This window comes from Spongiimicrobium salis, from assembly GCF_043678055.1.
Classification (GTDB): domain Bacteria; phylum Bacteroidota; class Bacteroidia; order Flavobacteriales; family Flavobacteriaceae; genus Spongiimicrobium; species Spongiimicrobium salis.
Map to the genome: position 1 here is coordinate 365,505 of NZ_JBHEQA010000004.1, position 25,105 is coordinate 390,609.

The window sequence follows — 25,105 nt, forward strand, 5'->3', positions numbered from 1 at the left end:
TTTTATCCTTTCAATCATTTAATTGATTAAAAATATCAATGGCTTCACTCATTTCCTCCACTTGAGAATCGTCCAAAAATTCTTCTTCATCGCTTCCATTAAGAAATTCTGCCAAAAGGGAAATTATTGGATACGTAAAAGCATCTGCTACCGTAATCCGAATATCAAATTCCCGATGTATCTTATCTATCATTCCCATGAGTTTTAAGGAATTGCCCCCTAGGTCAAAGAAGTTTGTATGGATCCCTATTTGATTTTGTTTTAAGTTCAATAAATCTGCCCAAATACGCACAAGTTTTTTCTGAACATCGTTCTTGGCAAAAGCCGATGACTTTATCTCGGCAAAATTTGGTTCGGGCAACTGTGCTTTGTTCAATTTTCCATTGGTCGTAAGGGGAATACTGGTCAAATAAACATAGTAAGACGGCACCATGTACTCCGCAAGTTTTTTGGAAAGATAGGTCCTCATCTTCATGATTTCCTTTTCATGATCCGCGGTATAATAGGCTATTACATGCTTATTTTCGGCTTCCCCATTCACCAGCACTATTACTTCATTTATTCCGGGATAATTGGATAAACAATTTTCAATTTCTCCTAATTCAATTCTAAAACCACGAAGTTGGGTTTGCGAATCCATTCTTCCGATATACTCAATATCTCCCGATTCTAAAATACGGGCCAAATCTCCTGTGCGATAGAATAGCTCACCTTCTTTAAAGGGGTTTTTAATAAATCTTCTTTTTGTTAGTTCTACTTTTCCAAGATAGCCTTTTGCAACGCCATCTCCTCCAACATACATTTCGCCTATTGCTCCTACAGGTAGTAGTCTTTGATGTTTGTCTAAAACATAAACAGATAGGGTAGGAATAGGTCTTCCTATATTGCTGATATTATTCTGAATTTCATAATTCCCTATTTCCTTGTAGGTCACATGCACAGTGGTCTCCGTAATACCAAACATATTGATTAATTTGGTCTCAGGATATCGTTCTTTCCACGGTCTCAATTTTCCAGGATTCAGTGCTTCACCCCCAAAAATCACATATCGAACCTTTAACGTTGGCTCACCAATTTGAATCTCTTGATGAATAAGATTATAAAAAGCACTTGGCGTTTGATTAAGCACGGTCACATTATATTTTCGCAACAATTGTAGATATTTATAGGGATCTCTTGCAGTCATTTTAGGTATTACAATAAGAGTCCCTCCAAATAAAAGGGCACCGTACATTTCCCATACGCTAAAATCAAAACATGGACTATGAAACATAGTCCATGCATCTGAAGATGAAAAATCGAATTGAAATTTCTCATTAAAAAACAATCTGACCATATTTCGATGGGATACCATAACTCCCTTTGGATTTCCTGTGGTACCAGAGGTATATATAACATAACACAGTCCTTCAGGTCTGTAATTTTTAGGTAATGCCGCTATTGGCAGATCTTCAGCCTCAATATTTTCCATATAAATCATGTCAATATCTTTAGGGTCTGTATACAGATTTAAGGCCTTACTTGTTAAAAGCAATTCAGTTTGACTATCCTCCAACATATAGGCAATCCTAGACTCTGGATAATCTATGTCTATGGGCATGTAGCTTCCACCTGCCTTTAGCACTCCAAGTATGGCCACAATTATTTCTAAAGAACGATCTAGTAGTATTCCGACCAACTGCTCTGGTACAATCCCCTTATGTAACAAAACAGAGGCTACTTGATTGGATTGACGATCCAATTCAGCATAAGTCATTTCTTTATCTTCAAACTTCAAGGCTACCTTAGAAGGGAATAGTTTTACCTGTTTAGCGAACAGTTCCACTAAATTGGTTTCTTTTGGCCAATCTACATTCTGATGATCTAAAAGTGCTATAAGTTGTTGATGTTCTTCCTTTTTAACCATGGAAACCTTTTGAGGCTGCTGGTTAGGTTTTAATAATATCCCTTCTATGAGGCACTCAAATTGCTCCAGAATTCGATTTATTGTCGTGGAAGCATAGACGTTTGCATTGTAGCTTGCTTTTATTCGTAACGTATCTCCAGGATTGATTATAACGGTTAAATCATAACCGGTTTGTTCAAAAATGTCAGCCTTGGTCATCGTTGCTCCACCGTATTTCTCGCTACCCAGCTTTGCACCTTTCATCGCAGTTGATATCGGGTAATTTTCAAATACAAAAATATGATCGAACAAGGCCCTCCCTAAATTATGAAGGGATTGAATATCTGTTAAGGGCACAAACTGATGTGATAAACTCTTGACATTGTTATTTTGATGTCGTTGCAAAACAGAAGTCACAGTATCATCCTCATTAAAACGCATACGCAAGGGAAGCGTATTAATGAACAACCCTACCATATCCTCTACTCCTTCTAAATCAGAAGGTCTTCCAGAAACAACAGATCCAAAAACAACATCATCCTGATTGGCATATTTACTCAAAAGCAAAGCCCATACTGTTTGCAAGAGTGTATTTAGTGTTGCTTCGTATTTTCCTGCCAACTCTTTCAGGCCATCCGTTGTACTTTTGTTGACTACCACCTCCACATGCGCTGGTGAATAAACGGCCTCCTTTGCTTTTTCAAGAGCCAGTTTCGGAAAACTGGAAGGCTGTTCAAAATCTTCAAGATACATTTTCCAATAGTCTAAAGAAGTCTTATTGTCTTGATTTTGTAACCAAAGTATATAGTCCTTATATTTTTTGGAAGGAGGTAATAAGGTTTCTGTACGTTGCTGTCTTCCTAAATAAAAGTGTTGTAAATCTTTCCAAAGAATCCCTAAGCACCAACCATCCATAATGATGTGGTGATGACTCCATATTAATTTATACCTAGTATCTGATGTTTTTAAAAGTGTTACTCTGATCAGGCAGTCAAAACGTATATCAAATTTGCGCTTTAAGTCCTCTTCCTTATATTTTCGTAACACTTTCGCCTCTGCTTTTTCCAACACTTCGTTCTGGACGTTCTTATAGCTAAAATCAATTTTCCTTTGGCGTAAAACTACCTGTACGGGTGTTTCTTGACCTTCGTGAACAAATACAGTTCGTAAAGCTTCATGTCTATCAATCAATTGATTTAAACTTTGCTCTAATAAAACTTCATCAATGTGCCCTTCAAAATAAAGTACTTTTTGTTCAAAATAATCTGCAGAATCTTTGGATAAAGTCCAATGAAACAACATCCCCTTTTGCATCCCCGACAACGTATAAAGATCGCTAAACACATAATTGTTCTTCAATCTTTCAAGCTCATCCTTTTTAATTTCCGTATAGGTAAGATCAGATCTTGTTAATTCTACTTGGTCTTCAGAACAACAATAATCTATGACTTCTGTTATACTCCGTTCAAAACCATCAATAAAACTATCTATCGTATCCTCATGATACAGCGTAGTGTTGTAATTCAAATTCATCTCAAGTATACCCGAAACAACAAGCCCCCAAATATCCCAATCTACTGTTTGAATATGTTCTGGAGAAACTTCAACACCTCTATAATCATTGGAAATCGTATAGTTCTTTCCTTGAATATCGTTGTCAAATTGTCCCAGGAAATTAAATTTCATCTGAGGTCTTCTTTCTGGATTAGGAATTGAAGAATCAAAGAATCTTCCTATCATATAATCTATCCCATGATTTGGAATAGCTCGTAACATTTCTTTGACTTCCGTGATTACCGTACCCCAAGTCGTTCCCTTTTTTTCCAAAATAATTGGATAAATACTCGTAAACCAACCTATTGTTCTACTGACGTCAAGGTTGCTCATTAAATCTTGCCTACCATGAGACTCCAGGTCTACCCCTAACAATGTATTTCCAAATTGTTTATGTGCCGACAACAACAATGCTGTAAGCAATAAATCGTCAACTCTTGTATTGAAGCGTTTATTTGCCGTTGTTAACAATCTACTCGTATAATTTCTGTTTAAGCGAAAAGTTTTGTTTTTAAAATCTCTGCGGTAAAAGCTTCCGTTTTCAAGGTCATGGGGGATTCTTGGAAATTGTTTTGCCTTAAACCTTTCCCAATACAATTTCCCTTTTTGATACTGCGCTGACACGATATAATCCGATATGCTTCCCTGCCATACTTTTAAAGAATCTGTTTTATCCTGTAGTTTGGGTGCTTTTTGCATCTTGATTTGCTGATATAAGGTTTCAATGTCCTCAAACAATATGCGCCAAGAGACTCCATCGATTACCAAATGATGTATTGCAATCAATAATTGACTGGTATTTTTTTCATGAAAAAGTCCCAATTTTATCAAGGATCCATTTGCTAAATCGATGCTGGCTTGAATTTTATCCTTATAGGTATTCAATACAAGCTCGGTTTCATCTGAAATCATGTATTCTTCGAGAGAAAGAGGCAGGTCCTCTTCCCTATAAAACTGTTTGACATTTCCATTTTTAATCTCATAATTCACTCTAAGGCCATCATGATGCTCAATTATCTTTTTAAAGATTTCTGCTACAAATTCCTTCGTGACTTTTTCTTTAAAACGTAGAAGTACGGATTGATTATAATGATGTCTTTCCTCTTTTTGAACTTGAAAGAATTCCTGTTGTATAGCATTAAGCCCAAAGTCACCTTGCATTTTAGATTGATCACTATGGACTGTTAGGGGAGTTATTTTTCGAGATAGTTCATGAATAGTAGGGTTATCCATAATGGTTTTTACAGCGACTTTATATCCAACATTTCGCAATCTTGCACTAATCTGAATAGATTTTATAGAATCTCCGCCAGCTAGGAAGAAGTTATCAGTGATGCTAATTTTTTCCACTCCAAGAACATCACTCCAAATGGAGGCTAAAACTACCTCTTCTTTAGTTTTTGGAGGCAAGTATGTACTTTTCGATACTTTTTCGACGATTGGAAGAGCTTTTCTATCGATCTTACCTATACTTGTGACGGGCATCGCATCCAAGCGCATAAAGTATGTTGGAATCATGTAAGCTGGCAAATGCAGCTTTCCATATTCTCTTAAAGATTCCTCCTCAATATGGGTCGAGGAAACATAGTAGCAGATCAAATACGAATTATCATTCTCTTTTTTAGCAAGGACAATGACCTTATCAATACCTTTAAGCAAGCATAGTTTACTCTCAATTTCTCCCAATTCAATGCGATGCCCTCTAATTTTAACCTGAAAGTCTTTCCTCCCTAAAAACTCTATTTGACCTTTGGAATTCCATTGCGCCAAATCACCGGTGCCATACATTTTTGTCCCAGGATAAAATGGATTGTCAATAAATTTTTCCGATGTCCTGGTGCGATCTCCTAAATATCCTTCCGACACGCCCACACCTGCTACATATAGTTCTCCTTTCATACCTATGGGCATCGGATTTAATAGTTTGTCCAAAATATAAATTCTACTATTTGCAATTGGTGTTCCAATAATGGGTCGCTTTTCAAAATCCTCCAAAGTATTCCGATCAATATAAGTGGCCACAGTACCTACTGTGGCTTCTGTAGGCCCATAATGATTGATTACTTCTATGGTTTCAGAAACATTCATAACTTTCAGAACATCAGTTACCCGGATCCCTTCGCCTCCCAGAATTAGTTTTTTTATAGACTTTAATTTGCAACCTTCCTCTGTTTGGATTAGTGTTGCGAAAAGAGATGGCACCATTTTCAAATGTGTGATTTTATGCTGGTCTATATAGGTTAGTAAATCCAAAGGAGCCACATACATTTCCCTAGATACAATATGCAATTCGCTTCCAGATAAAAGTGCTCCAAAGATGGTCGTATAAGAGGCATCAAAATAAATAGGTTGGGCCAACAACCACTTATCCCTAGTGCTTAGATGCAGGAAATCTTTGCTCCAATATACATAGTTAACCATATTTTTGTGATTGATTCGCACACCTTTGGGTTCTCCAGTAGTTCCCGATGTAAAGAGAACATATAACAGATTACTTGGTGACAAGGCTATTTTCTTAGCCCATTCCACATTCTTCTTATTTACGTTTATACTTGCTATGGTATAGGGTTTAGCAATGTTCCCTATGTTCCTATTGAGCTGAGTTAAATATTTTTCACTTGTAAGTAAAACTGTGGTCTTGCACTGTAATACTATTGATTTCAATCTCCCATCCGGAGTACGTGGGTCTAGCGGTAAAAAAGCGTTTCCCGATTTCAGTATGCCCAAAATAGCTATTATCATCTCTATTGAAGGATCTATCATTATTCCGATCGGGTGGGCGGACTCTTTGAGAGCATCCTCAACTTCTAGGAGGCCCTGTGCTACTTGATCAACCTGAGTTGCCAATTCTTTATACGTAATGCGATTTCCTTCATAATTCACAGCAAAATTCTGTGGATTTTGCGCTACTTGTTTTTCAAACAAACTAATAATCGTCTCTTGGAAGTTATATTCCAATGTAGTTTCGTTAAATTTTTCCAGAATATGGTTTCGCTCTTTTTTCGAAAGTATTTTTATGTCATCTATAGGACTATGGGGAGCATCAAAAGCTTGATTTAAGATTCTGAAAAAGTGTTCCGCTAACGTATGAATATCGTTCTCCTCAAAAAAGACATGACTATAATTAAATTCCAATCGCAGTTCATCTTCAAAATATACATCTATTGCCAATGGGATATTAGTCCGTTCGTACACCCCGTTCAACGCTAATTCCAGACCATCTACGTTATGGATCAATTCTTTATTGATAGAATAATTCTTTACCCCCATTGTAGAATCAAACAATGTTCGAACCCCTTTGAAATTAAGCATTTCATAAATTTCATTTAATGATGTATTGGTATACTCTTGCCCTACTATCAATCTCTTGTGTATTCTCTGTACTAGTTCTAGAAAAGAAGTATTCCCTGGGTCCGATATTCTAAGGGGTATCGTATTGACAAAATTTCCCATTAATTCTTCCAAACCTTCCATAGTAGCATCCCTGTCCGAAACTGATATACCAAAAATGATATCCGATACATTTCCGTACTTCATGAGCAAAATGCCGTAAATGGTATAGATCAATGAAGATTTTGTGACCTTGTTTTTCCTAGAAAAAATTTCTAACCTTTCCATTTCCCAGGAGAAAGAAGCTTTGGAGGTTTTGTTCATGTGGCTAGAAGGGTTCCTTTTTTGCTCAAATAGCAAGTTGGGTTCATATCCTTCCAAATACGTCTTCCAAAATTTTGCGCTCTTAACAGGGTCGTATTTCTTTTTGATTTCCAAATAAGCCCTTTTGTACGTTGCCTTCACACTATGAATGGGGCGCAGACCTTTGTTATATTGATTGTATTTTCCAAAAAAAGCTTCTAAAAATATGCCTGTACTCCATCCATCATAAAGGATATGATGGTGTGTAATATTCAAAACATATTCCTCTTCAGCGATCTTTATTATTCCTATTCTTATGGGCAAATTATTAAGATCAAATCTTTTTTCTTGATCTTCCTTAATCATTTCCGCAAGCTTACTTTTCTTTTCAACCGTCTCTAGTTGCGATATATCTTCAAAGTTTTGGGTGATGTCGTATTTCTTAAGAATAATCTGAATAGGTCGTTTTACTTCTTCCCACCGAAAAACAGAACGCAATACTTCATTTTCCCTTTGGGTGTCCCAAAAGGCTTGTTGAAGCGCATGGTAATTTAAGGGACCTTGTACTTTAAAAGACAATTGTACATTATATAAGTTTTTATCTTGTTCTTCCAAATAATGGAACAAGATTCCTTTTTGAACCATACTAAGCTCATAAATTTCCTGGACATTGGCTTTTTCAAGTTTCTTTGTCATGATTATTTTGTTTCTAAGGTTGTAATAAGAAGTCTAGCGTATTGGAATCTTTTTTAGGGATTCGATAAAAAAGGGGTTGTTGGCATGTTTCAAGAGAGGTGTAGCTTACCATGCTTCTTTATGCGCTATTTAATGATAGTCGCATTATTTAGTGGGCATAGTCCGTATCAAAAGCTAGTATAGATTTAATGGTTTCTCCGATTACAGTGAATCCTGAATTAATATTCAGCGAATTTTAAAGAGAGTTCTTGATATTTTTCTTAATTACGTATAATTCAATTTCCCTCAAAATTCACTTCGAGACCAAGGTTTAAAAAAAGATGATTGATTGCTTCTACATTTTTTCTTGAATAGTTCCGCAAAAGAAATTCAATTCATACTGATTGTATTTTAGCTGGTATTTTGCCTGATTCAATAGCAATTGCGCCTCAATATAATCTCTTTGAGCTATGGCTAGAGTTACCGGGGTTCCCGCTCCCAAATCATATTTTTGTTGTTCTAGATCAAAAGCAATTCTAGAAGCCTCCTGTTGATCTGTACGATAAGTGCGTTCCTGTAAATTTGCTTTTATTGTATTATTAATATTGTTGATTTCAACAAAGGTTTTGTTTTTAAGCGATTCATAATCCAAAACCGCATTTTCATATGTTATCTTTGCTTCAATTACGGATGTACGGGTTTGCATACCATTAAAGATTGGGATATTCACAGAAAAGCCTAATACTTGTGTAATATTATCCGTAAAAAATTGCTGCCTAAAGTCACCCTCCTGAAAAGAAGAGAAATTGGTTCCATAATTGTAAAATAGAGAAACAGATGGATAATACAAGCCCCTATTTTGTCTAAGAAGGTTTCTTTTAGCCTTTACATCTTCTTCTGAACTTTTTATACTATTCCTATGAAGTAATGCCTGTTCATACAATTCTGACGTAGTTTTAGAACCAAGGCTTGAATCAAACTCAATTTCTGAAAATTCAAAATCCAACTCAATATCTTTGGTCACTTCTAAACGCAACAATCCTATTAATTCACTTTTACCATTACTTATTAGATTTTCGGTTTGGAGCAGCATGGATTTGAGATTACTCAATTCTGCTTTCTGTGTGTAAAAATCTTGTTTTGTCCTGAGTCCCAACGTTACTTGCTCTTCGGTACTTTCTAAATTCTTTTCCTGAGCTTCTATAGAGCTTACAAAAATTTCCCTCTGTTCCGTATTCTGTAATATTTCAAAATAATTCCTCGCCACTTCGAGAATGGCAAAATCTTTGGCATTCTCTAGTCCCCATAATTTTGATAGGGAATTGTGCTTGGATGCTTTTAACTTTGCAATGCTATTTAAAAGGTTTGATATATCCCAATTTGTTCTCAATGCCGCATTGGCAAAGTTTCCGGATTCCGTTCTCACTTCTCCAGCAACCTGGTCAAAATTCCGACCTGTAGAACGATTCCCGCTGCCCGTGACAAAAAAAGTTGGGAACAGCTCTGAATAGCTTCTAAGTTTTCTCTTATTTTCCAGCTTAAAATCATTTTCAGCCTTCTCTACTTCTATATTTTTTTCTACGGCAATCTGTATAGCCTTTTTTAATGTGAGTTTGTATTGCCCATGGGAAAAGCTACTCATTAAGAGGAGAAGAAAAAACAAGAGTATTGGATATTTGTCACTCCAAATCATATATTTGGTCATTTAACTTCAGGAAATTATATCTTAAACTCTGCGTTGATATTTTCAGAAACTACTTTTCCATCAAAGAGATTGATAATACGATGCGCGTAATGTGCATCATTTGGTGAGTGTGTGACCATAATTATGGTCGCTCCATCATTATTGAGTTCTGCCAGCAAATTCATCACATCCGCGCCATTGGTAGAATCGAGATTTCCGGTAGGCTCGTCCGCCAAGATAATTTTGGGGTTTGTTACAATGGCTCGAGCAATAGCCACACGTTGTTGTTGTCCTCCCGATAGTTGCTGAGGATAATGATTTCTGCGATGCATAATATTCATGCGTTCCAGAGCGACTTCTACTTTTTCAATCCGTTCGCTTTTAGGTACTTTCTGATATAAAAGAGGAAGTTCTACGTTTTCATATACAGTGAGCTCATCAATCAAATTAAAACTTTGAAAAACAAAACCTATAGAGCCTCTTCTTAATTTTGAACGTTGTTTTTCCGAAAACTTGGCCACCTCATTTTCCCCGAACCAATATTCTCCTCCAGATGGGCTTCCCAAAAGCCCCAACACATTGAGTAAGGTTGACTTACCACAGCCAGATGGCCCCATAATAGCAACAAATTCCCCATCTTTCACTTCTATGTTAATTTTATTCAAGGCTGTAGTTTCCAGTTCTGAACTGGCATAAACCTTTGTTAATTCTTTCATTTGTATCATTAGTTCCAATTTTTTAATTTATGATTCTATTAGGCGATATTACCATACCAATTTCTCGGCATCTCCAAAATTTTCATAGGAAGATGTTATTACTCGATCTCCAGGTTCCAATCCTTCCAGAACTTCATATTGATCAGAATTTTTTCTTCCCAATCTAATAATTCTTTTTGTTGCCCTATTCTTTCCTTCTTCTATCACAAAGGCCCAATCTCCACCTGTAGTATTATAAAACCCTCCTGTTGGAATTACCAATTGTTCGGAGGACTTTCCCAAGGCGATCTTCAATCTTGCAGATTGCCCTTTTTTAATTCCTTCCGGTACTTCCTCTACAAATTCCATATCTACTTCAAATTTTCCATTTTTTATAGTAGGATAGATATAACTTATTACCAATTGATGTGTATTGTTTGCAAATGTTGTGTTGGCCTGAAGGCCTACCGCAATTCTCGGCAAATACAACTCATCTATTTGTGCCCGTACTTTGTAAGTGCCAATAACATCAATTTCTCCCAATCGATCTCCTTTGTTGACATTTTGTCCTTCTTGTAACGGTTCGGGAGTAGATAATTGACCATCTATAGGAGCCCTTATGATTAAATTATCCAGGATTTTCCGAACTCCCCTCAAATTTTCGATCATGCTTGCTTCGGACATGTTCAATTGTCTAGATTGCAACATGCGCGAAGTGGAATCGTTCTTGAAAGACTCATAGGTAAATTCTTTTCTTTTGGTATTATATCTGTAATCGGCTTCTGTTTTTTCAAATTCTTTATCCGAAATCAGTTCTCTGGTAGACATAATACTATCTCTATAATATTGAGGTCTCAATATTTGTATTTGATTTTCTATTTCCGCGAGTTCTTGTTTTTGGGAAAGGTAATTCTGATCTAATTGCAATCTTGTTGTCCTAACTCTATTTATTTGTTCATTAAGTGAGTTTTCCTGACTCAGAACACTCAATTTCAAATTTATATTCTCCAATTCTACTATGGGATCTCCTTTTTGTAGTATAGCTCCGCTCTCTTTAAATGTTTTAATAATATTTCCTCCTTCAACTGCATCCAGATAGTAGGTCTTCTTTGGCACAATAGCACCGGTCTGAACAATATATTCTTGGAATATTTCCCGTTTCGTTTCGGAAAATGTCACCTGATTTTCGTCAATCTCCAAAGTATAACCATCTCCGGAAAACCACAATTGAAAAATAATTATCACCAATACGCCTACCCCCAAAACAGTATAGACTATCTTTTTCCTTCCCCATTTTTTCTTTTTTACAACTCTATCCATAAAAATACCTTTAAAGCACACCATTCTTTAGACAAAAGACATGCCATTATCATATATGTTTGATTATCAGTTTCTTATAACTATTTACTTGAAAATCCTATATTCTTTTAGTGTTCGAAAACGTACACTTATGTTCAGGAACGATCAACATAAAGCCAGAGAATATATTTTTAACAAAAGAATCTATTTTATTGATTTTATGCCTTATCTTTCTTATTCTTATATCAGAATTGTAATACAATTTTACTATAATTCCGAAAATTCACGTCTACTATGCAGAAGAATCGAAAAATATTGATTATTGATGATAATGAAGACTTGTTAAAAGCCGCCAAAATGTATTTAAAACGGCATTTCTTGCAAATTGATTTGTCTCCAGATCCCGAATCCATTCCTGTTTTACTAAAGAATGAAACCTATGATTTAGTCTTGCTCGATATGAACTTTACCAAAGATTTAAGCAGTGGTAAAGAAGGTTTTCATTGGTTGGATAAAATCTTAGAGATCGACCCTTCAATGTCCGTAGTTTTAATGACTGCCTACGGCGATATTCAAATGGCTGTGCAAGCCATTAAATCTGGGGCTTCCAATTTTGTTTTGAAGCCATGGGAGAACGAAAAACTATTGGCTACTATCTATGCATCCTTGGAGCTCCGCGAAAACAAAATTGAACTCAAGAACCTCAAAATAAAACAACGAGAATTCAATAGACAACTCAATCACAACTACGTTGATATCATAGGCAACAGTACTGCTATTCAAAAAGTATTTTCCATTATCGACAAAGTAGCCAAAACAGATGCCAACGTCCTAATTTTAGGCGAAAATGGCACTGGAAAAGAACTTATTGCTAGGGCAATACACAGAAATTCCGATAGAGCCAGTGAGCCGTTCATCAGCGTTGACCTAGGCTCTGTTTCCGAATCACTGTTCGAAAGTGAACTTTTTGGTCACAAAAGGGGCGCTTTTACAGACGCCAAAGAAGATCGGCCAGGACGCTTTGAAATTGCTTCTGGAGGTACTCTTTTCTTGGACGAAATAGGGAATTTATCGCTCCCTCTTCAAGCCAAATTATTGACTGTTCTACAAAATAGAAAAGTATGTAGGGTGGGTTCCCACAAGGAAATTCAAGTAGATATTCGCCTTATTTGTGCTACCAACATGTCCCTATACGATATGGTGAAACAAAATACTTTTCGCCAAGATTTGATCTATCGTATAAATACCATTGAAATAAATGTCCCTCCACTAAGGGAACGAATCGAAGACATTCCTCTTATCGCAGAATATTTTATGACCACTTATGCTAAAAAATACAGTAAAAATGTTTCTAAGATAAGTGATGCGGCTATCTCAAGAATGAACAAACATAACTGGCCAGGAAATATCAGGGAACTGCAACACGCTATTGAAAGAGCAGTAATCATGAGCAATGTCAAAATTCTTCAGCCAGAACATTTGGATTTCAATTCCCAAACACAATCGAATGCCAATGACGCTGCTATCATTGAAACGTATAACTTGAACGAAGCGGAAAAAATTCTTGTCAAAAAAGCTTTAAAAAAATATCATGGTAACATGACACTGGCTGCTAACGAATTAGGAATAACCAGAGCATCTCTTTATAGAAGATTGGAAAAACATGAGCTTTAACAGATTTAAAACATATTTTTTTTTCAGAATCATCTTTTTGACCCTATCTCTGGGTGCATTGATTTATGTTTTCTTCAAAGGGCCAAAGTATGTCAATTACATTGGTTCAACGATACTATTGGTGTTCATATTTTTTCAAATTTCAGAGATCTTTAAATTTAGTATTGCTACTCATAATCGACTATTACTATTCTTGGAATCTATCCGTTATTCTGATTTTACATTAAAATTTTCTTCAACCAATCAACCTGGAGCCAATACTCGGGAATTGAACAATGCATTTAATGAAGTTCTGGATGCCTTCAGAAAAGAACGTACCGAAAAACAAGAAAGTATTCAATATTTAAGCACTATAGTAAAACAAGTAAATACAGGTTTACTTGCCTATAATAAAAAGGGGCACATAGAATTGGTCAATGAAAATGCGAAAAAATACCTAAGCCTGAAACAAATCAAAAATGTACAGGAACTCATGCCATTACAGCCCGAACTCTATAAAACAATTACAGAGTTAAGACCAAATAGAAGCACACTCTTCCATAAAGAAGAAGGGGTCCAACTTGCTATAAACGCCACTTCTATAAAAATTAAAAACAAGCTCATTAAACTTTTGGCTTTTCAAAATATTTATCCTGAGGTTCAAAAGATAGAATTGGAATCCTGGCAAAATCTCAGTAAAGTATTACGTCACGAAATCATGAACAGCATAAATCCAATTGCCTCTCTCAATTCCACGATGCTAAACGTGCTTCATGAAGACCTAGTGCAGAAGGAAGATTATTACATTCTGGACAGTGAAAGTTATACAGATTTAAGAGAAGGCCTTCATACGGTTGCTACTAGGACAAAAGGTTTAATACATTTCGTTAATGCTTATCAAGATTATACCAATATTCCCAAACCTCAATTTCGTTATTTTTCGTTAAAAGCTTGTTTCAATAATGTGTCAACCCTACTTAAGACAGAACTTTCTTTTCCCCATATGAACTATAGGCAATCCGTTTCCCCTTCTGATATTCAGCTTTGGGGAGATCAAGAACTCATTGAAATGGTTATCATCAATCTAATGAAAAACGCTCTGGAATCCCTTCACAAGCACCCTCACCCCGGTATTGAACTTCGAGGTCGTAAAGCATCTGAAGATATCACCATTATTGAGGTTGTCGATAATGGAGACGGAATTATTCCAGAAGCTCTCGACAAAATTTTTATTCCATTTTATTCAACCAAAAAAAAAGAATCTGGAATTGGCTTGAGCCTATCGAGACAGATCGTTCAAATGCATAATGGAAGTTTAAGCGTTATTTCTACGCCGGGTGTGAAAACAACTTTTACTATTAAAATTTGATCTTAGAGAGGATACTAGAATATTTTAACTCACTTCATTCTGAAATTCGGGGCTATGACGCTGATTCTTTTCATCACCATACAAAGCTAAGTATATCCTATGCACCAGATTCTCTACTTCCTCGTTCAAGAAAAAATGACCTCCATTAAAATAGTGTATTTGACAGTGTTTTTCAGTGTGTTTTTTCCATCCATCAATCTGTTCCGCAGAGAGATCTTCATCCTTTCCGACAAATACGGTAATATCATATGGTAACGGTATTACTTTTCTTTTGGTGAAATTATGGGAAGCCAACTTAAAGTCATTTCTCAATACCGGAAGAAAAAGCTCTAAAAGCTCTGGATGATCAAAGAAACTAGGAGGTGTTCCGCCCAGTTCAAGTATTTTAGATCGAAAATCCGATTCGTTTAAAAGATGGTATTTCTTTTCTTTGAGCGGTTTAACATGTGGAGCGCCACGCCCCGAAAAAAACATGTGTATGGGAGGCTTCAATCCTTGATTACTAATTTTTTGTGCTAGCTCATAACTTAACAATGCTCCCATACTATGTCCAAAAAAAGCATAATCACCTTCACCTATTTCCACTTTTACGCGATTAAAAATATCATTGACCGCTTCCTTAATATTAGGATAAAGCGGTTCATGAATCCTAGTTCCTCTTCCTGCCAATTCTATGGGTACAAGCGTTACATTTTCATGAATTAAATATTTCCATTTGCTAAATATTACTGAAGATCCACCAGCATAGGGCAAACAAAAAAGTTTTATTTTTTTCATAAGGAAAAAATTTAAAAATCAAATGGTTCTTGTTAGTTTTTGGTATAAAAAATTCATAAAAGCAAATGCGCCCAAAAAAGGAAATACAAAAGTAAGGGTGTTTACAGGCCATATTGCTTTTTTATACAACTCTCGGACAAAGAAATTCGAAAAGTCCCCCAATTTATGCCATGGACTCCTCCAACAAAATGCCAATGTATAGCCAATTTCATTGTCACTGGGAACAACAGCATGATACCAATATGGTGGTATGTATAGGGCATCTCCTTCCTCTACCTCTACTATCAATGGCCGTAAATCTATGTTGTCATCCAAAGTATCTCCTTCTAGCTGTAATTCTTGGGTCAAAAAGTTTGAAACATATTTGGGGCGTGGTATTTCTGGGGTCAATAAGGCTACTTTTTTTGCCCCATTAACCTGGCACATCAGTGTTTCGTCAACATTATGATAATGCCACGCGGTAGCGGCATTCCTGTATATAAAGATGCGTTTATGAAAATAAGACCGCGGTCTTTTTACTTTTGACAAAAACTTAAAATTTCCAATTTCGGCATTTACTTTAGCTAGGGAGGTTCCTTCTTCAATACACTCTCCAGGGATACTAAATATTGCATCTTTTTTTTCGTGGAGCCTTTCTATAGCATCATGAAATGATGTTATTTCAGATTTTCCTTCAATATTTGTTTCTTGATTGTAATTACTATGAAAATTAGTCTTGACTTTGAAATCACTGGAGGCCGACAACCAGTATTCCTTATCTTTCCATTGATGTACTGCTGGCCAGTGTTCAACAGCATTTTTAATGAGACAGGCTTTATTTTTATGAAGCCAATTCTTTCTGAAATCAGATTCTTTTAAGGTTCTGGCATCTAGTGTTACCACCGTTCTAGCATTGTTTAATTGAGGTATAACGTTCAGGAGTTTTTTTTCATAATCCTGAAATTTATCAATTTTTTTTTCCTCAATACTATAATTTTCCATTGGTCTACTTTTAAATTAAATTGATGTTATCTCTTGTTGATTTCCTCAACGCTCTGCAGTGCTCAAGAGCTTTTCCTTCACTCTAGCCTCTCGTATTAGTGCAGAAGCCATTATACTTGTAGAGTCTACAAGCATAATATGTTTTTCTTCATATTCCTTAAGAAGTAATGAGAGTTCAGTACAACCCAAAATAACAATGTCCGTATTACGACTCTTAAAAAATTGAATTGCCTGGTTCCACAAAAGCAATACTTCTTTTGAAATGCGATTAGGTTTGGACTTTATACCAAATTCCTTATCATAAATCAATCTATGGATTACTTTTTTTTGAAATTCAATTTCCGGAACTACTGGGGTATATCCATTTTCTATAAGTAAATCCTGATACAGACCCGATCTAATTGTTCCGTTAGTTGCCATTATGCCTACTTTGGTACTTTTGGCGCATTTGCTCTTTATGAACTTGCATGTCTCTGTTGGCATGTTCAATAATTTGGCATTAAACTTCCGTAGTTGGAGTTGTCGAAGAATTTCATTATAAATTTTAGGACAATGACTTGTATTGCAAGCTATCCCTATTATCTCAGCACCTGCGAGTTCCAATTTTTTAATAGATTCAGCAATCTTAAATGCTGGATTATCTAAATTCTCATTTTCAAGATATTGCGTTCTATCGATCATCTCTTTCGGAAAAGACATTAAGATAACGGATAAATGATCCTGATCTCTGTTGGCCTTTGTTTGCGATGTTATGGAATCGTATAGGGCTATTCCTGCTTTAGGTCCCATGCCCCCCAAAATTCCAATCGTTTTTTCGTCTATAGGTTTCATAGCAAATCCCTTCTTTTACTCAGACATCGCTACTACTACCTTTCTATCTCCTTTGAAAGGATTTCTTCCATGGGCTATAAGTTCATTATCTACCATTAGCAATTCGTTCCTATCCCATTGAGGTGCAACGGTCACTATTTCTATAGTCTCTAAGATTTTTTGTATTACTTCCGAAGGTATTATTGTTCCATCCCCATAGGTGACGTACATGGGAAAGTTTTCTGGAGATTCATACATTAACAACATCGTTTCATATAATTCATCACCCAAATGCAATGGATGGAACTGATCAATTTGATTGAACCAAACCGATTCATTTGTCGTTCTGTGTTGAAGAATCCCTTTGCTTGATTGTTTTACATGTAATAAATCATTTTCTTTCCAGGAAAAGTCGATATCATATGATGTACAATAATTTTCCAGTTCTTGTTTGTCATTTGTCTCAAAAGTATCCATCCAGGAGGGGCCCATGCCGGTCCCCCCATGTAGGTTTCTGACATAAGTAACTCCTTTTCGACCAATTTCAGATACTATCTCTTTATCCATTTTTTGTAGTATTGTCCTACTATCGGCCAATAAAGTTTCTCCTCCCATTTGAGCAGGAGTAATACAACTAAAGAAGATTTTACCAGGCCACTTTTTGGAATATGAAAGCTCATTATGCATCGTTATTTTTTGAGAAGCATCATATTCTGTAGAAGTATATACACTTCCTGTTAACTTGGTACGCGGAGAATTCCCATCAATATAGCTTAAAAACTTGGTGGAAATGGAATGTGTTATTTCTTGAAAACTATCTATAGAATCTATGGCAACGCCCCTGAATTTTATGGCCCCATGTACCATTAAATTATTTTCAATAAGTTCTTTGTTTTTTCTATAAAATGAAATGAACTCTTCTTTTGAAAGGTCGGCCAAAATAATTTCTATAGGTAATGAAGTGGTATGGTCATATACCCCTCTCTCCTGTTTAAGGAATGTTTTTAATTGATCCATAAGTAAATTGATTTAATATTATTTGCTGATCGTTGAAGCTTAACCAGCTAGATGAAATCATAGTATAAAGAATATAATACTTTGATTTTTGAAGTGTATTAAAAGAAAGGGGACACTTTGTAAGATTATGGTTGTGTTATCATATTTCTCTTTACAGTGCCAAAATACGTTTTACTATTTTTTCTCCTTTTTCTTCAAATACTTGGGACAATTCCCGTAAATTATCTTTTTTCAAGTTGCCCTTTTCTTTTAGGGAGATTAGCTGTCTAAACATTTCGGATTCGCCGTCTTCCCTATATACCCGTATCATGTCAAGAGTAACTGGATAAAAAGTCTGAAAATCTGGATTATATAGGTCTAAATCAAAACCACTGGTGAGTTCATTGATTCGCGCCAACATAGTCTTTCCTAAGTCGCTATTGGTAAAATACACAAATCCCCGTTTACTTTTAATAGAGTACAAAAACTCGGCTTTATAGCCAAAATTACTCCCACTGAAGCCCACAATAGTATCATTCGGTAATACTTTTAATTCAAGTCCAGAACTCATAGAAACATTGATATCTCCAAATTCATATAATTTGACTATGGGTTTCTGTAATTCGGCAACACTCTTTTTCGATACTAAACTTCCATCAAAAAAAGATACTATTAACTTGGCATAATCGCCTGCAGTAGTATGGATCAATCCTCCTGGTATTTTGTCTTCTTTGGTAAGCATATATTTCCTTTGCTCTCCTCCTAAAACACCGTGTCCAAAAGCATAATTGTCCGTTGCTCCCCTTGTTTTCACATTATCCCCGGATTTATCGGCTATTTCCATGACCGTATTTTTTAATCCAAGCGGTTTTAGAACCATTCTAGTGATATAGTCAAAATATTGCTCATTCAAAATAACTTCCACTGCGGAGGCCAAATACTCAAATCCTTCACCAGAATACACGAATTTTTCTCCTGGATCACTTAAGAATTCCAAAACATCAGGGTCGTTATAACGTTTCCAATTCTCAATTCCCGAGGTATGGCTCAATATCATTCTTGTAGTGACCAACTTTGTCCTTTTATCATGATCTAATTTTTCATAACTCTTTAAATAATGGGAAATTGGCTTGTCCAAATCCAGGCGACCTTCTTCTACAAGTTGATAGATTACAGATATAAGAAAAGGCTTGGTTAAAGAGCATGCTTCAAACACTGTGTTTTCATCTGCCTTTATTTTCTTATCCATTTGTTTGTAACCGTAAACATTTGAAAAAACGACCTTATTGTCTTCGATTACCGCCAAAGAAATTGCCGGTACTCCAGACATATTTCTCAAATGTTCTATCTCCTTATTAAATTCGGATACCTTAATCTGTTTTCCTTTCGTTATAAACGATTTGTCTTGTTGTGCATTTCCCAGCTGTGCAATCCCCATACATATGAGGAGAGTAAATAAAAAATGTCCTTTCGAAAAGGTATTCTTTACATGTTTTTCGATTTTCAAATAGTTGTCCTTCATGATTTTTAAATTAAATTGATATGATTTACAATAAGTATTCGTGAGGTTAATGACGTTGTAGGTCATTTGGGTAATTCATAAAGCAAGAAATCATCATTGCAGAGTTTCAATTGCCCTTGATCCATTTTCATTACTTTATCCGCTATCTCGAAATAATGATCATCATGGGTTATTGCTATAACAATTTTTCCGTTTCTCTTCATTTCAGGCAGCAAAGTTTTATAGAAGAAATTACGATGAACAGGATCCTGATCAGCAGCTAATTCATCAAAGAGATAAATAGGAGAATCTTCCAAAAAACACTGTAATAGGGCTAAACGTTTTCTTTGACCACCAGATAAATCAATAGTACTGTAGGTATTATTTTCAATCTGTACTTTTTCTGCAAGATCCAATCGCTTTAAAATTCCCTGTACTTTCCCTTCTTCCGCCGCTGTATTTACGTTGTAAAGTTTTTCAAATAAATAAGATGGGCTGAACACTGTAGAAAAATATTCCCCCAATTCGCTACTTTCAATAGGTATTCCGTTAATTTTAAACTCTCCATGGGTTGCTTCATAGAGGCCTGTAAGCAATTTGGCAAAGGTGGTTTTTCCACTTCCATTCCCTCCAATAATGAAAAGAATTTCTCCTTTTTCTACCTTAAGATCTATTGGACCAACTTCAAAAGCAGTTTGACCATGACCGTATTTAAAACTTACTCCCTTCGCTTCAATACTTTCAACATCTAATACTTTGGTATGCTGTACTTCCAACATTTTGTTTTTGGTAGATACCTCTCCCAAAAATTTATGGATTCTATTCCATGCCACCCTAATTTCCATAAAAATGGGTACGGCATCAACAATACGATTGATAGGTCCTATGAGGTAAAGCAATACTACCACAAAATTTAAAACAGTATAAATCTTTATACTTGGAAAAAATTCAGGAATACCAAAAGCTACCAACCCTAATAGCAGAATAAGAATCAATTCACCGACCAGAAATGCATTTACGAAATGAATATCGGCAATAAGTGTTTTCTTCCGATACGTATCTGCACTATTGGCTATATCCTGCTTAAATTCTTGTCGTTTTTTGCGTTGTAGGCTAATTTCTTTATAGCCTTCAATCATTCCACTTACCAAATTCATGAACACATTACGTTCATCACGGGCCTCTTCAAAGTACACATTTGTTCGTTTTACCTGATATTGGAAAAGCGTAACCATAATCAGTATAAAGAAAATAACGACCAAAGCGCCCCAGAAGGCAATGGAAGTTAGATAAAGAAAGGCACCCAATGCGGTTATTGTACTAGTAAAAACATTCATAAACGTATGTGTAGCACCTCCAACCACAGTCACATCGTCATTAAGAGCGGTATACACCCTTCCTTTTTCAATTTTTTCAAACTTCTGAAAAGAAGAAGACAAAATTTTAGTAATGAGCTGTAATCGTAAATCATACACTAATCCTCTTGTAAACCCAACCAAATTTATTTGAACAAATCTTCTTCCCAATAAGTATACACCTAAAGTCAATGAAAAATAAAGAAGAATATATTCAAAGGGAATATCCGAACCTATGGCCGAAGTAACCATGATTATGACAACCACATTGGCAACTCCAGATAAAATACTCATCAATAAAAGTTGAGGACCAATTCGCTTATATTCATTCTCATGTGGAAAGAACAAACTGATCAGATGAGCAACATAGCTTATGGCAATAGCTGCAATGGTCAAATCAACAAAACTGGAAAAACTTATAGGTGTCCAGATCAATATCGTATTCCAATCGAATTTGGCCATGGCCATCGGAAGAAGATATAAGCCATATAAAAAAGGGATTACCTTGACTATTGCTAATACATATCGTTTTAATTTTACCGAGGACAGTCCTTCATACTTCCTTTTTCCTTTTACCACATCTATAATTAGCCATATCAGAAAGGCCAAAACAGCAAAAATGTAGATTCCAATGGTCATAGAAAGAATCGAAAAAGTTTTATCATTTCTATCTCCTGGATCAAAATCAATTTCCGTTGAACGCTGTGTCAATACTTTCATAATTATATCGCCAATAATAGGCGTATAAGTGCTATTGGAATTTGCTAGTACGCCTACCCCGATCCCCTGTTTAGGTTTTAAAATAAGATGGGAAGTAAAATTTGGATTCTGTCCACTATGCTGTATTTCTTCCGTACCATTTAAAGACACTTCCCAACCCATGGCATATGCAGACATATTATGAAGAGGCACTTTTCTGTCCCTTTCTTGGGTCAAAAGCATCAAATCATATAATTCAGATGGTATGATGCCTAATTGCAGCTTCAACCATTTCGCTATATCTACGGAATTAGAAATAACGTAGCCCGCTGCATTATTTCCTTTAAATCTGGGCGCATTATATGTTCTCGGTTTAAAAAAACCAATCTTATATCCTTTTGAAAAAAAAGTGGTATCGATAGGAGTACCAATGGTTGTACTTGTTAAACCCAAAGGCCTTATTATACTTTCCTTGAGATAATCTTCAAATGTTTCTCCACTTACTTTTTGAATGATGAGCGCCAATACGTCATAGTTGATAGTAGCATATTCAAACTTCTCACCTGGATAATGTTTTAGTTCTTGTCCTACTAAATTTTGTACCGTATGTTCTAGTGCATTTTCATCATTACCTTCCGGTATTTTAGAAATGGTTGTCCATGGTATTCCAGTCGTGTGATGTAGTAACTGTTGAATAGTGATTTCTACCTTTTCCCTTTCATACATCAAACTTAACCATGGTACGTACTTTGAAACTTTATCTTCTAAATCTATTTTTTTCTCCTTTACCAATCGCATTACGGCCAAAGCGGTAAAAGCCTTGCTACAAGACCCCAGTTCAAATAGTGTATTTGAGCTTACAGGTATCTCTTCTTCCACATTTGCGAAGCCATAGTTTCTTACTATTTCTTGATTATCCTGTACAATAACAACGCTAAGTCCGGGAATATCCCCCTTCTGCATTAGATGCATTACTTCCTGATCAATCTGTTCCAAAAGTTCATTCGTATCCAAGGATTGTGACAAAACAACCTGACTTGAAAAAAAGCAAAATAGTATTGCTTTTAAAAGAAGGATAATATTAAGTTTTACTTGTGTATTCATATAGCATGTATAGGTCAAATGATCCTTAGAAGTATTGACTATTAAAGTTTTGTTTAAAAAGTAAAATACAAATGTAGAAGTGCGTATTGTCGGCAATTAATCTAGTAGAGGATTGGAAATAGAATGCGCTAAGTGTTTCATAATAATAGTTGCCAATTCATGAACATGGGGCGACTTCATCATCGAGAAATGATCTCCTTGTACTTGGATTACTTCCATTTCATTGGTGAAATTGGAAAAATCTTGATAACGACAATCTGAATCCAAGGCTGAAAAATAGCTTATTTTGGTGTTTATTTTTCCATTTAAAGTATAACCAGACAATGTCCGTTCTAAGGATCGAACCGTATTCATTGTACGAATGATCATCTTGGGGTCATCTCTTTCCTCCATAGGAATAAGATCATAAACATATTTAGGAATTCGATGTTGCACTTCCTCAAAGGACATCTTGGAAGATGAAACAACTTTTACAGTTTCATTCCATAATTCTTCCATTGTTTCAAAAGTATTGTCATTTGCAATATTATTTTGAAGATTCGTTCTTAAAAATTCCTTTTCCGATTCAAGATTAAACTCTCTACGCTTGATTTCATCATTTACCGTAAAATCGGTATCTATCATTATCAAACTTTTAATTTCATCTCCAGATTTTTCCAGTTGTTTAACAATCTCATATCCTAAAATGCCCCCAAAACTCCATCCAATAATAATATATGGCCCCGAAGCCTGCACTTTTTTAATTTTATCAATATAGTTTGATGCCATATCCACAACATTCATGTTCATCGGATAGCTATGGTGTATACTTTTACTGCAAAGCCCTAGACAATTATAGTTTTTTAGTTGCGCGATCAATTTAATATAACCATGTACATCTCCACTTCCATCATGTATGAAAAAGATATTATTTTTAGGTTTTTTGACCTCTTTTAACCGAACAAGTTCTTTAATATTTGCGGTTTTGTCATTTTTATATAAGGGTATTTTTTTTGCTAATTCCTTTAAATTTATTGCTAAAAAAATATCTACTAGAGGAATCTTAACATCAAATTTCTCGTTGATACTATGCACTAACTTTGTAGCATTTAAGGAATGTCCCCCTAAATCAAAAAAATTGGAGTTTATGCCTATAAATTCTTTCCCTATGCTAAGTATATCGCACCATATTTCTGCCAAGGCCCTTTCAATATTGGTCTTCGGAAGAATAAGATTTTCACCGATCTCAAGTCTTGGCGAGGGCAAACTAGATTTGTCTATTTTTCCATTCGTGGTAAGCGGAATAGTTTCTATTGGCATATAGTATGAAGGTACCATATACCCTGGAAGATCTTCGAATGCCCTCTGTTTAATTTCATTAATGTTTCCTGTTTTCGTCAATACAATATAGGCAACTAGGAATGTATTATTATGCTCTCTATGTGTATCAATGATAACCTGTTCCAATAAATCTTTGTAGCTATGAAACATGTTTTCTATTTCTCCCAGCTCCACACGGTAGCCCCGTATCTTCACCTGCCCGTCGCGGCGGCCGATGAACTCCAGGTCCCCGTCAGGGAGCCAGCGCACAAGGTCCCCCGTGCGGTAGAGGCGACAGCCCTCGCGGAAGGGGTCCGGAAGAAAGCGCTCGCCCGTCAGCGAGGGCCTGTTCAGGTACCCCTTGGTGACCCCCGCACCAGAGATGTAGAGCTCCCCGATGCAGCCCACGGGCAACAGCGAGAGCCCACCGTCGAGCACATAGGCATAAGTGTTCGCCACCGGGCGCCCCAACGGCACCCTGCCCCCCTTGCCCACCTCGGTGCGGACATGTTTCATAAAAGTAGTAATCGTAGCTTCCGTGGGGCCATAGGCGTTGTAGAAATCGTATTTCCCGCTATAGCGGTCCGCAAGGCCGGCGCGGCACTCCTCCCCACCGCAGACCACCCGGCGGAGCGGGGCGTGGTCCCCGAGGCCGATGCCCTCCAGATAAGAAGGTGTTATATCTAAATGCGTGATTTCCTGGTCCGTGAGGTAGGCACCGAACAGCTCCCCGTCCAAGAGCGTCCCACGGTCCACCAGCACCAGACGGGCGCCCGTGCAGAGCGCGATCCATATCTGTTCCACGGAGGCATCGAAGCCCAGGCTGGAGAACTGGAGGATGCGGTCCGTGGCGTCGATCCCGTAGAGGGAGCACTGCGAGCGTATAAGGTTGGAAAGCCCGCCATGGGGCACCAGCACGCCCTTGGGACGGCCCGTGGAGCCCGACGTATAGATCACATAGGCCGTATCGTCCCTACCCGTAACGCGCCCAAGGGGCGTGTCGGGATAACCCTCCATCGACGAGACGAAACGCTCCAGCTCCCCTTCCCCCAAGATCGTAACACAGCCGCTGTCGCCGACGATGTGGGAGATACGGGACTCGGGGTTGTCCATGTCGATCGGGACATAGGCCGCAC

The 25,105-nt window shown here is 36.6% G+C and carries 13 protein-coding genes; 2 read left to right on the top strand and 11 right to left on the bottom strand.

The features are described from left to right. Positions 1 to 10: 10 nt before the first annotated feature. The 4 genes from ACEXOE_RS18790 to ACEXOE_RS18805 all read right to left on the bottom strand — a co-directional run bounded on the left by ACEXOE_RS18790 (position 11) and on the right by ACEXOE_RS18805 (position 11,446). On the bottom strand, positions 11 to 7,768 hold the full coding sequence (locus tag ACEXOE_RS18790) for an amino acid adenylation domain-containing protein (protein WP_394750391.1): 7,758 nt from the start codon (positions 7,766 to 7,768) through the stop codon (positions 11 to 13). Between the two features lie 334 nt (positions 7,769 to 8,102). Then, positions 8,103 to 9,440, bottom strand: coding sequence for a TolC family protein (locus ACEXOE_RS18795; RefSeq protein ID WP_394750392.1), 1,338 nt, complete (start codon positions 9,438 to 9,440; stop codon positions 8,103 to 8,105). Between the two features lie 26 nt (positions 9,441 to 9,466). Beyond that, positions 9,467 to 10,156: an ABC transporter ATP-binding protein gene (locus tag ACEXOE_RS18800; protein WP_394750393.1), complete on the bottom strand. Its 690-nt coding sequence runs from the start codon at positions 10,154 to 10,156 to the stop codon at positions 9,467 to 9,469. Between the two features lie 39 nt (positions 10,157 to 10,195). Continuing rightward, entirely contained in the window at positions 10,196 to 11,446 is a 1,251-nt protein-coding gene (locus tag ACEXOE_RS18805) for an efflux RND transporter periplasmic adaptor subunit (protein WP_394750394.1), read from the bottom strand. Between the two features lie 273 nt (positions 11,447 to 11,719). Between ACEXOE_RS18805 and ACEXOE_RS18810 the strand changes: the two genes are divergently transcribed. Continuing rightward, a complete protein-coding gene (locus ACEXOE_RS18810) occupies positions 11,720 to 13,099 on the top strand; it encodes a sigma-54-dependent transcriptional regulator (protein ID WP_394750395.1) in 1,380 nt (459 codons plus the stop codon). Continuing rightward, on the top strand, positions 13,089 to 14,447 hold the full coding sequence (locus ACEXOE_RS18815; protein WP_394750396.1) for a sensor histidine kinase: 1,359 nt from the start codon (positions 13,089 to 13,091) through the stop codon (positions 14,445 to 14,447). The genes ACEXOE_RS18810 and ACEXOE_RS18815 overlap by 11 nt, the downstream gene beginning before the upstream one ends. Before the next feature lie 24 nt (positions 14,448 to 14,471). On the opposite strand, the gene ACEXOE_RS18820 is transcribed toward ACEXOE_RS18815, so the two are convergent. The 7 genes from ACEXOE_RS18820 to ACEXOE_RS18850 all read right to left on the bottom strand — a co-directional run. After that, a complete protein-coding gene (locus ACEXOE_RS18820; RefSeq protein ID WP_394750397.1) occupies positions 14,472 to 15,224 on the bottom strand; it encodes a thioesterase II family protein in 753 nt (250 codons plus the stop codon). A gap of 18 nt (positions 15,225 to 15,242) precedes the next feature. Further along, the gene (locus tag ACEXOE_RS18825) at positions 15,243 to 16,205 is read right to left on the bottom strand and encodes a cupin-like domain-containing protein (RefSeq protein ID WP_394750398.1); all 963 of its coding nucleotides are present in this window, start codon (positions 16,203 to 16,205) and stop codon (positions 15,243 to 15,245) included. A gap of 45 nt (positions 16,206 to 16,250) precedes the next feature. Then, positions 16,251 to 17,036 (bottom strand): aspartate/glutamate racemase family protein, encoded by a 786-nt coding sequence (locus ACEXOE_RS18830; RefSeq protein WP_394750399.1) that lies wholly within the window; start codon positions 17,034 to 17,036, stop codon positions 16,251 to 16,253. 15 nt (positions 17,037 to 17,051) lie between these two features. Continuing rightward, a complete protein-coding gene (locus tag ACEXOE_RS18835) occupies positions 17,052 to 18,032 on the bottom strand; it encodes a TauD/TfdA family dioxygenase (protein WP_394750400.1) in 981 nt (326 codons plus the stop codon). Between the two features lie 151 nt (positions 18,033 to 18,183). Then, positions 18,184 to 19,533 (bottom strand): serine hydrolase domain-containing protein, encoded by a 1,350-nt coding sequence (locus tag ACEXOE_RS18840; RefSeq protein WP_394750401.1) that lies wholly within the window; start codon positions 19,531 to 19,533, stop codon positions 18,184 to 18,186. Positions 19,534 to 19,595: 62 nt separating this feature from the next. Then, positions 19,596 to 22,670: a cyclic peptide export ABC transporter gene (locus tag ACEXOE_RS18845; RefSeq protein ID WP_394750402.1), complete on the bottom strand. Its 3,075-nt coding sequence runs from the start codon at positions 22,668 to 22,670 to the stop codon at positions 19,596 to 19,598. Positions 22,671 to 22,766: 96 nt separating this feature from the next. Next, on the bottom strand, positions 22,767 to 25,105 hold a 2,339-nt coding region (locus ACEXOE_RS18850; RefSeq protein WP_394750403.1), incomplete at its 5' end, for a non-ribosomal peptide synthetase family protein.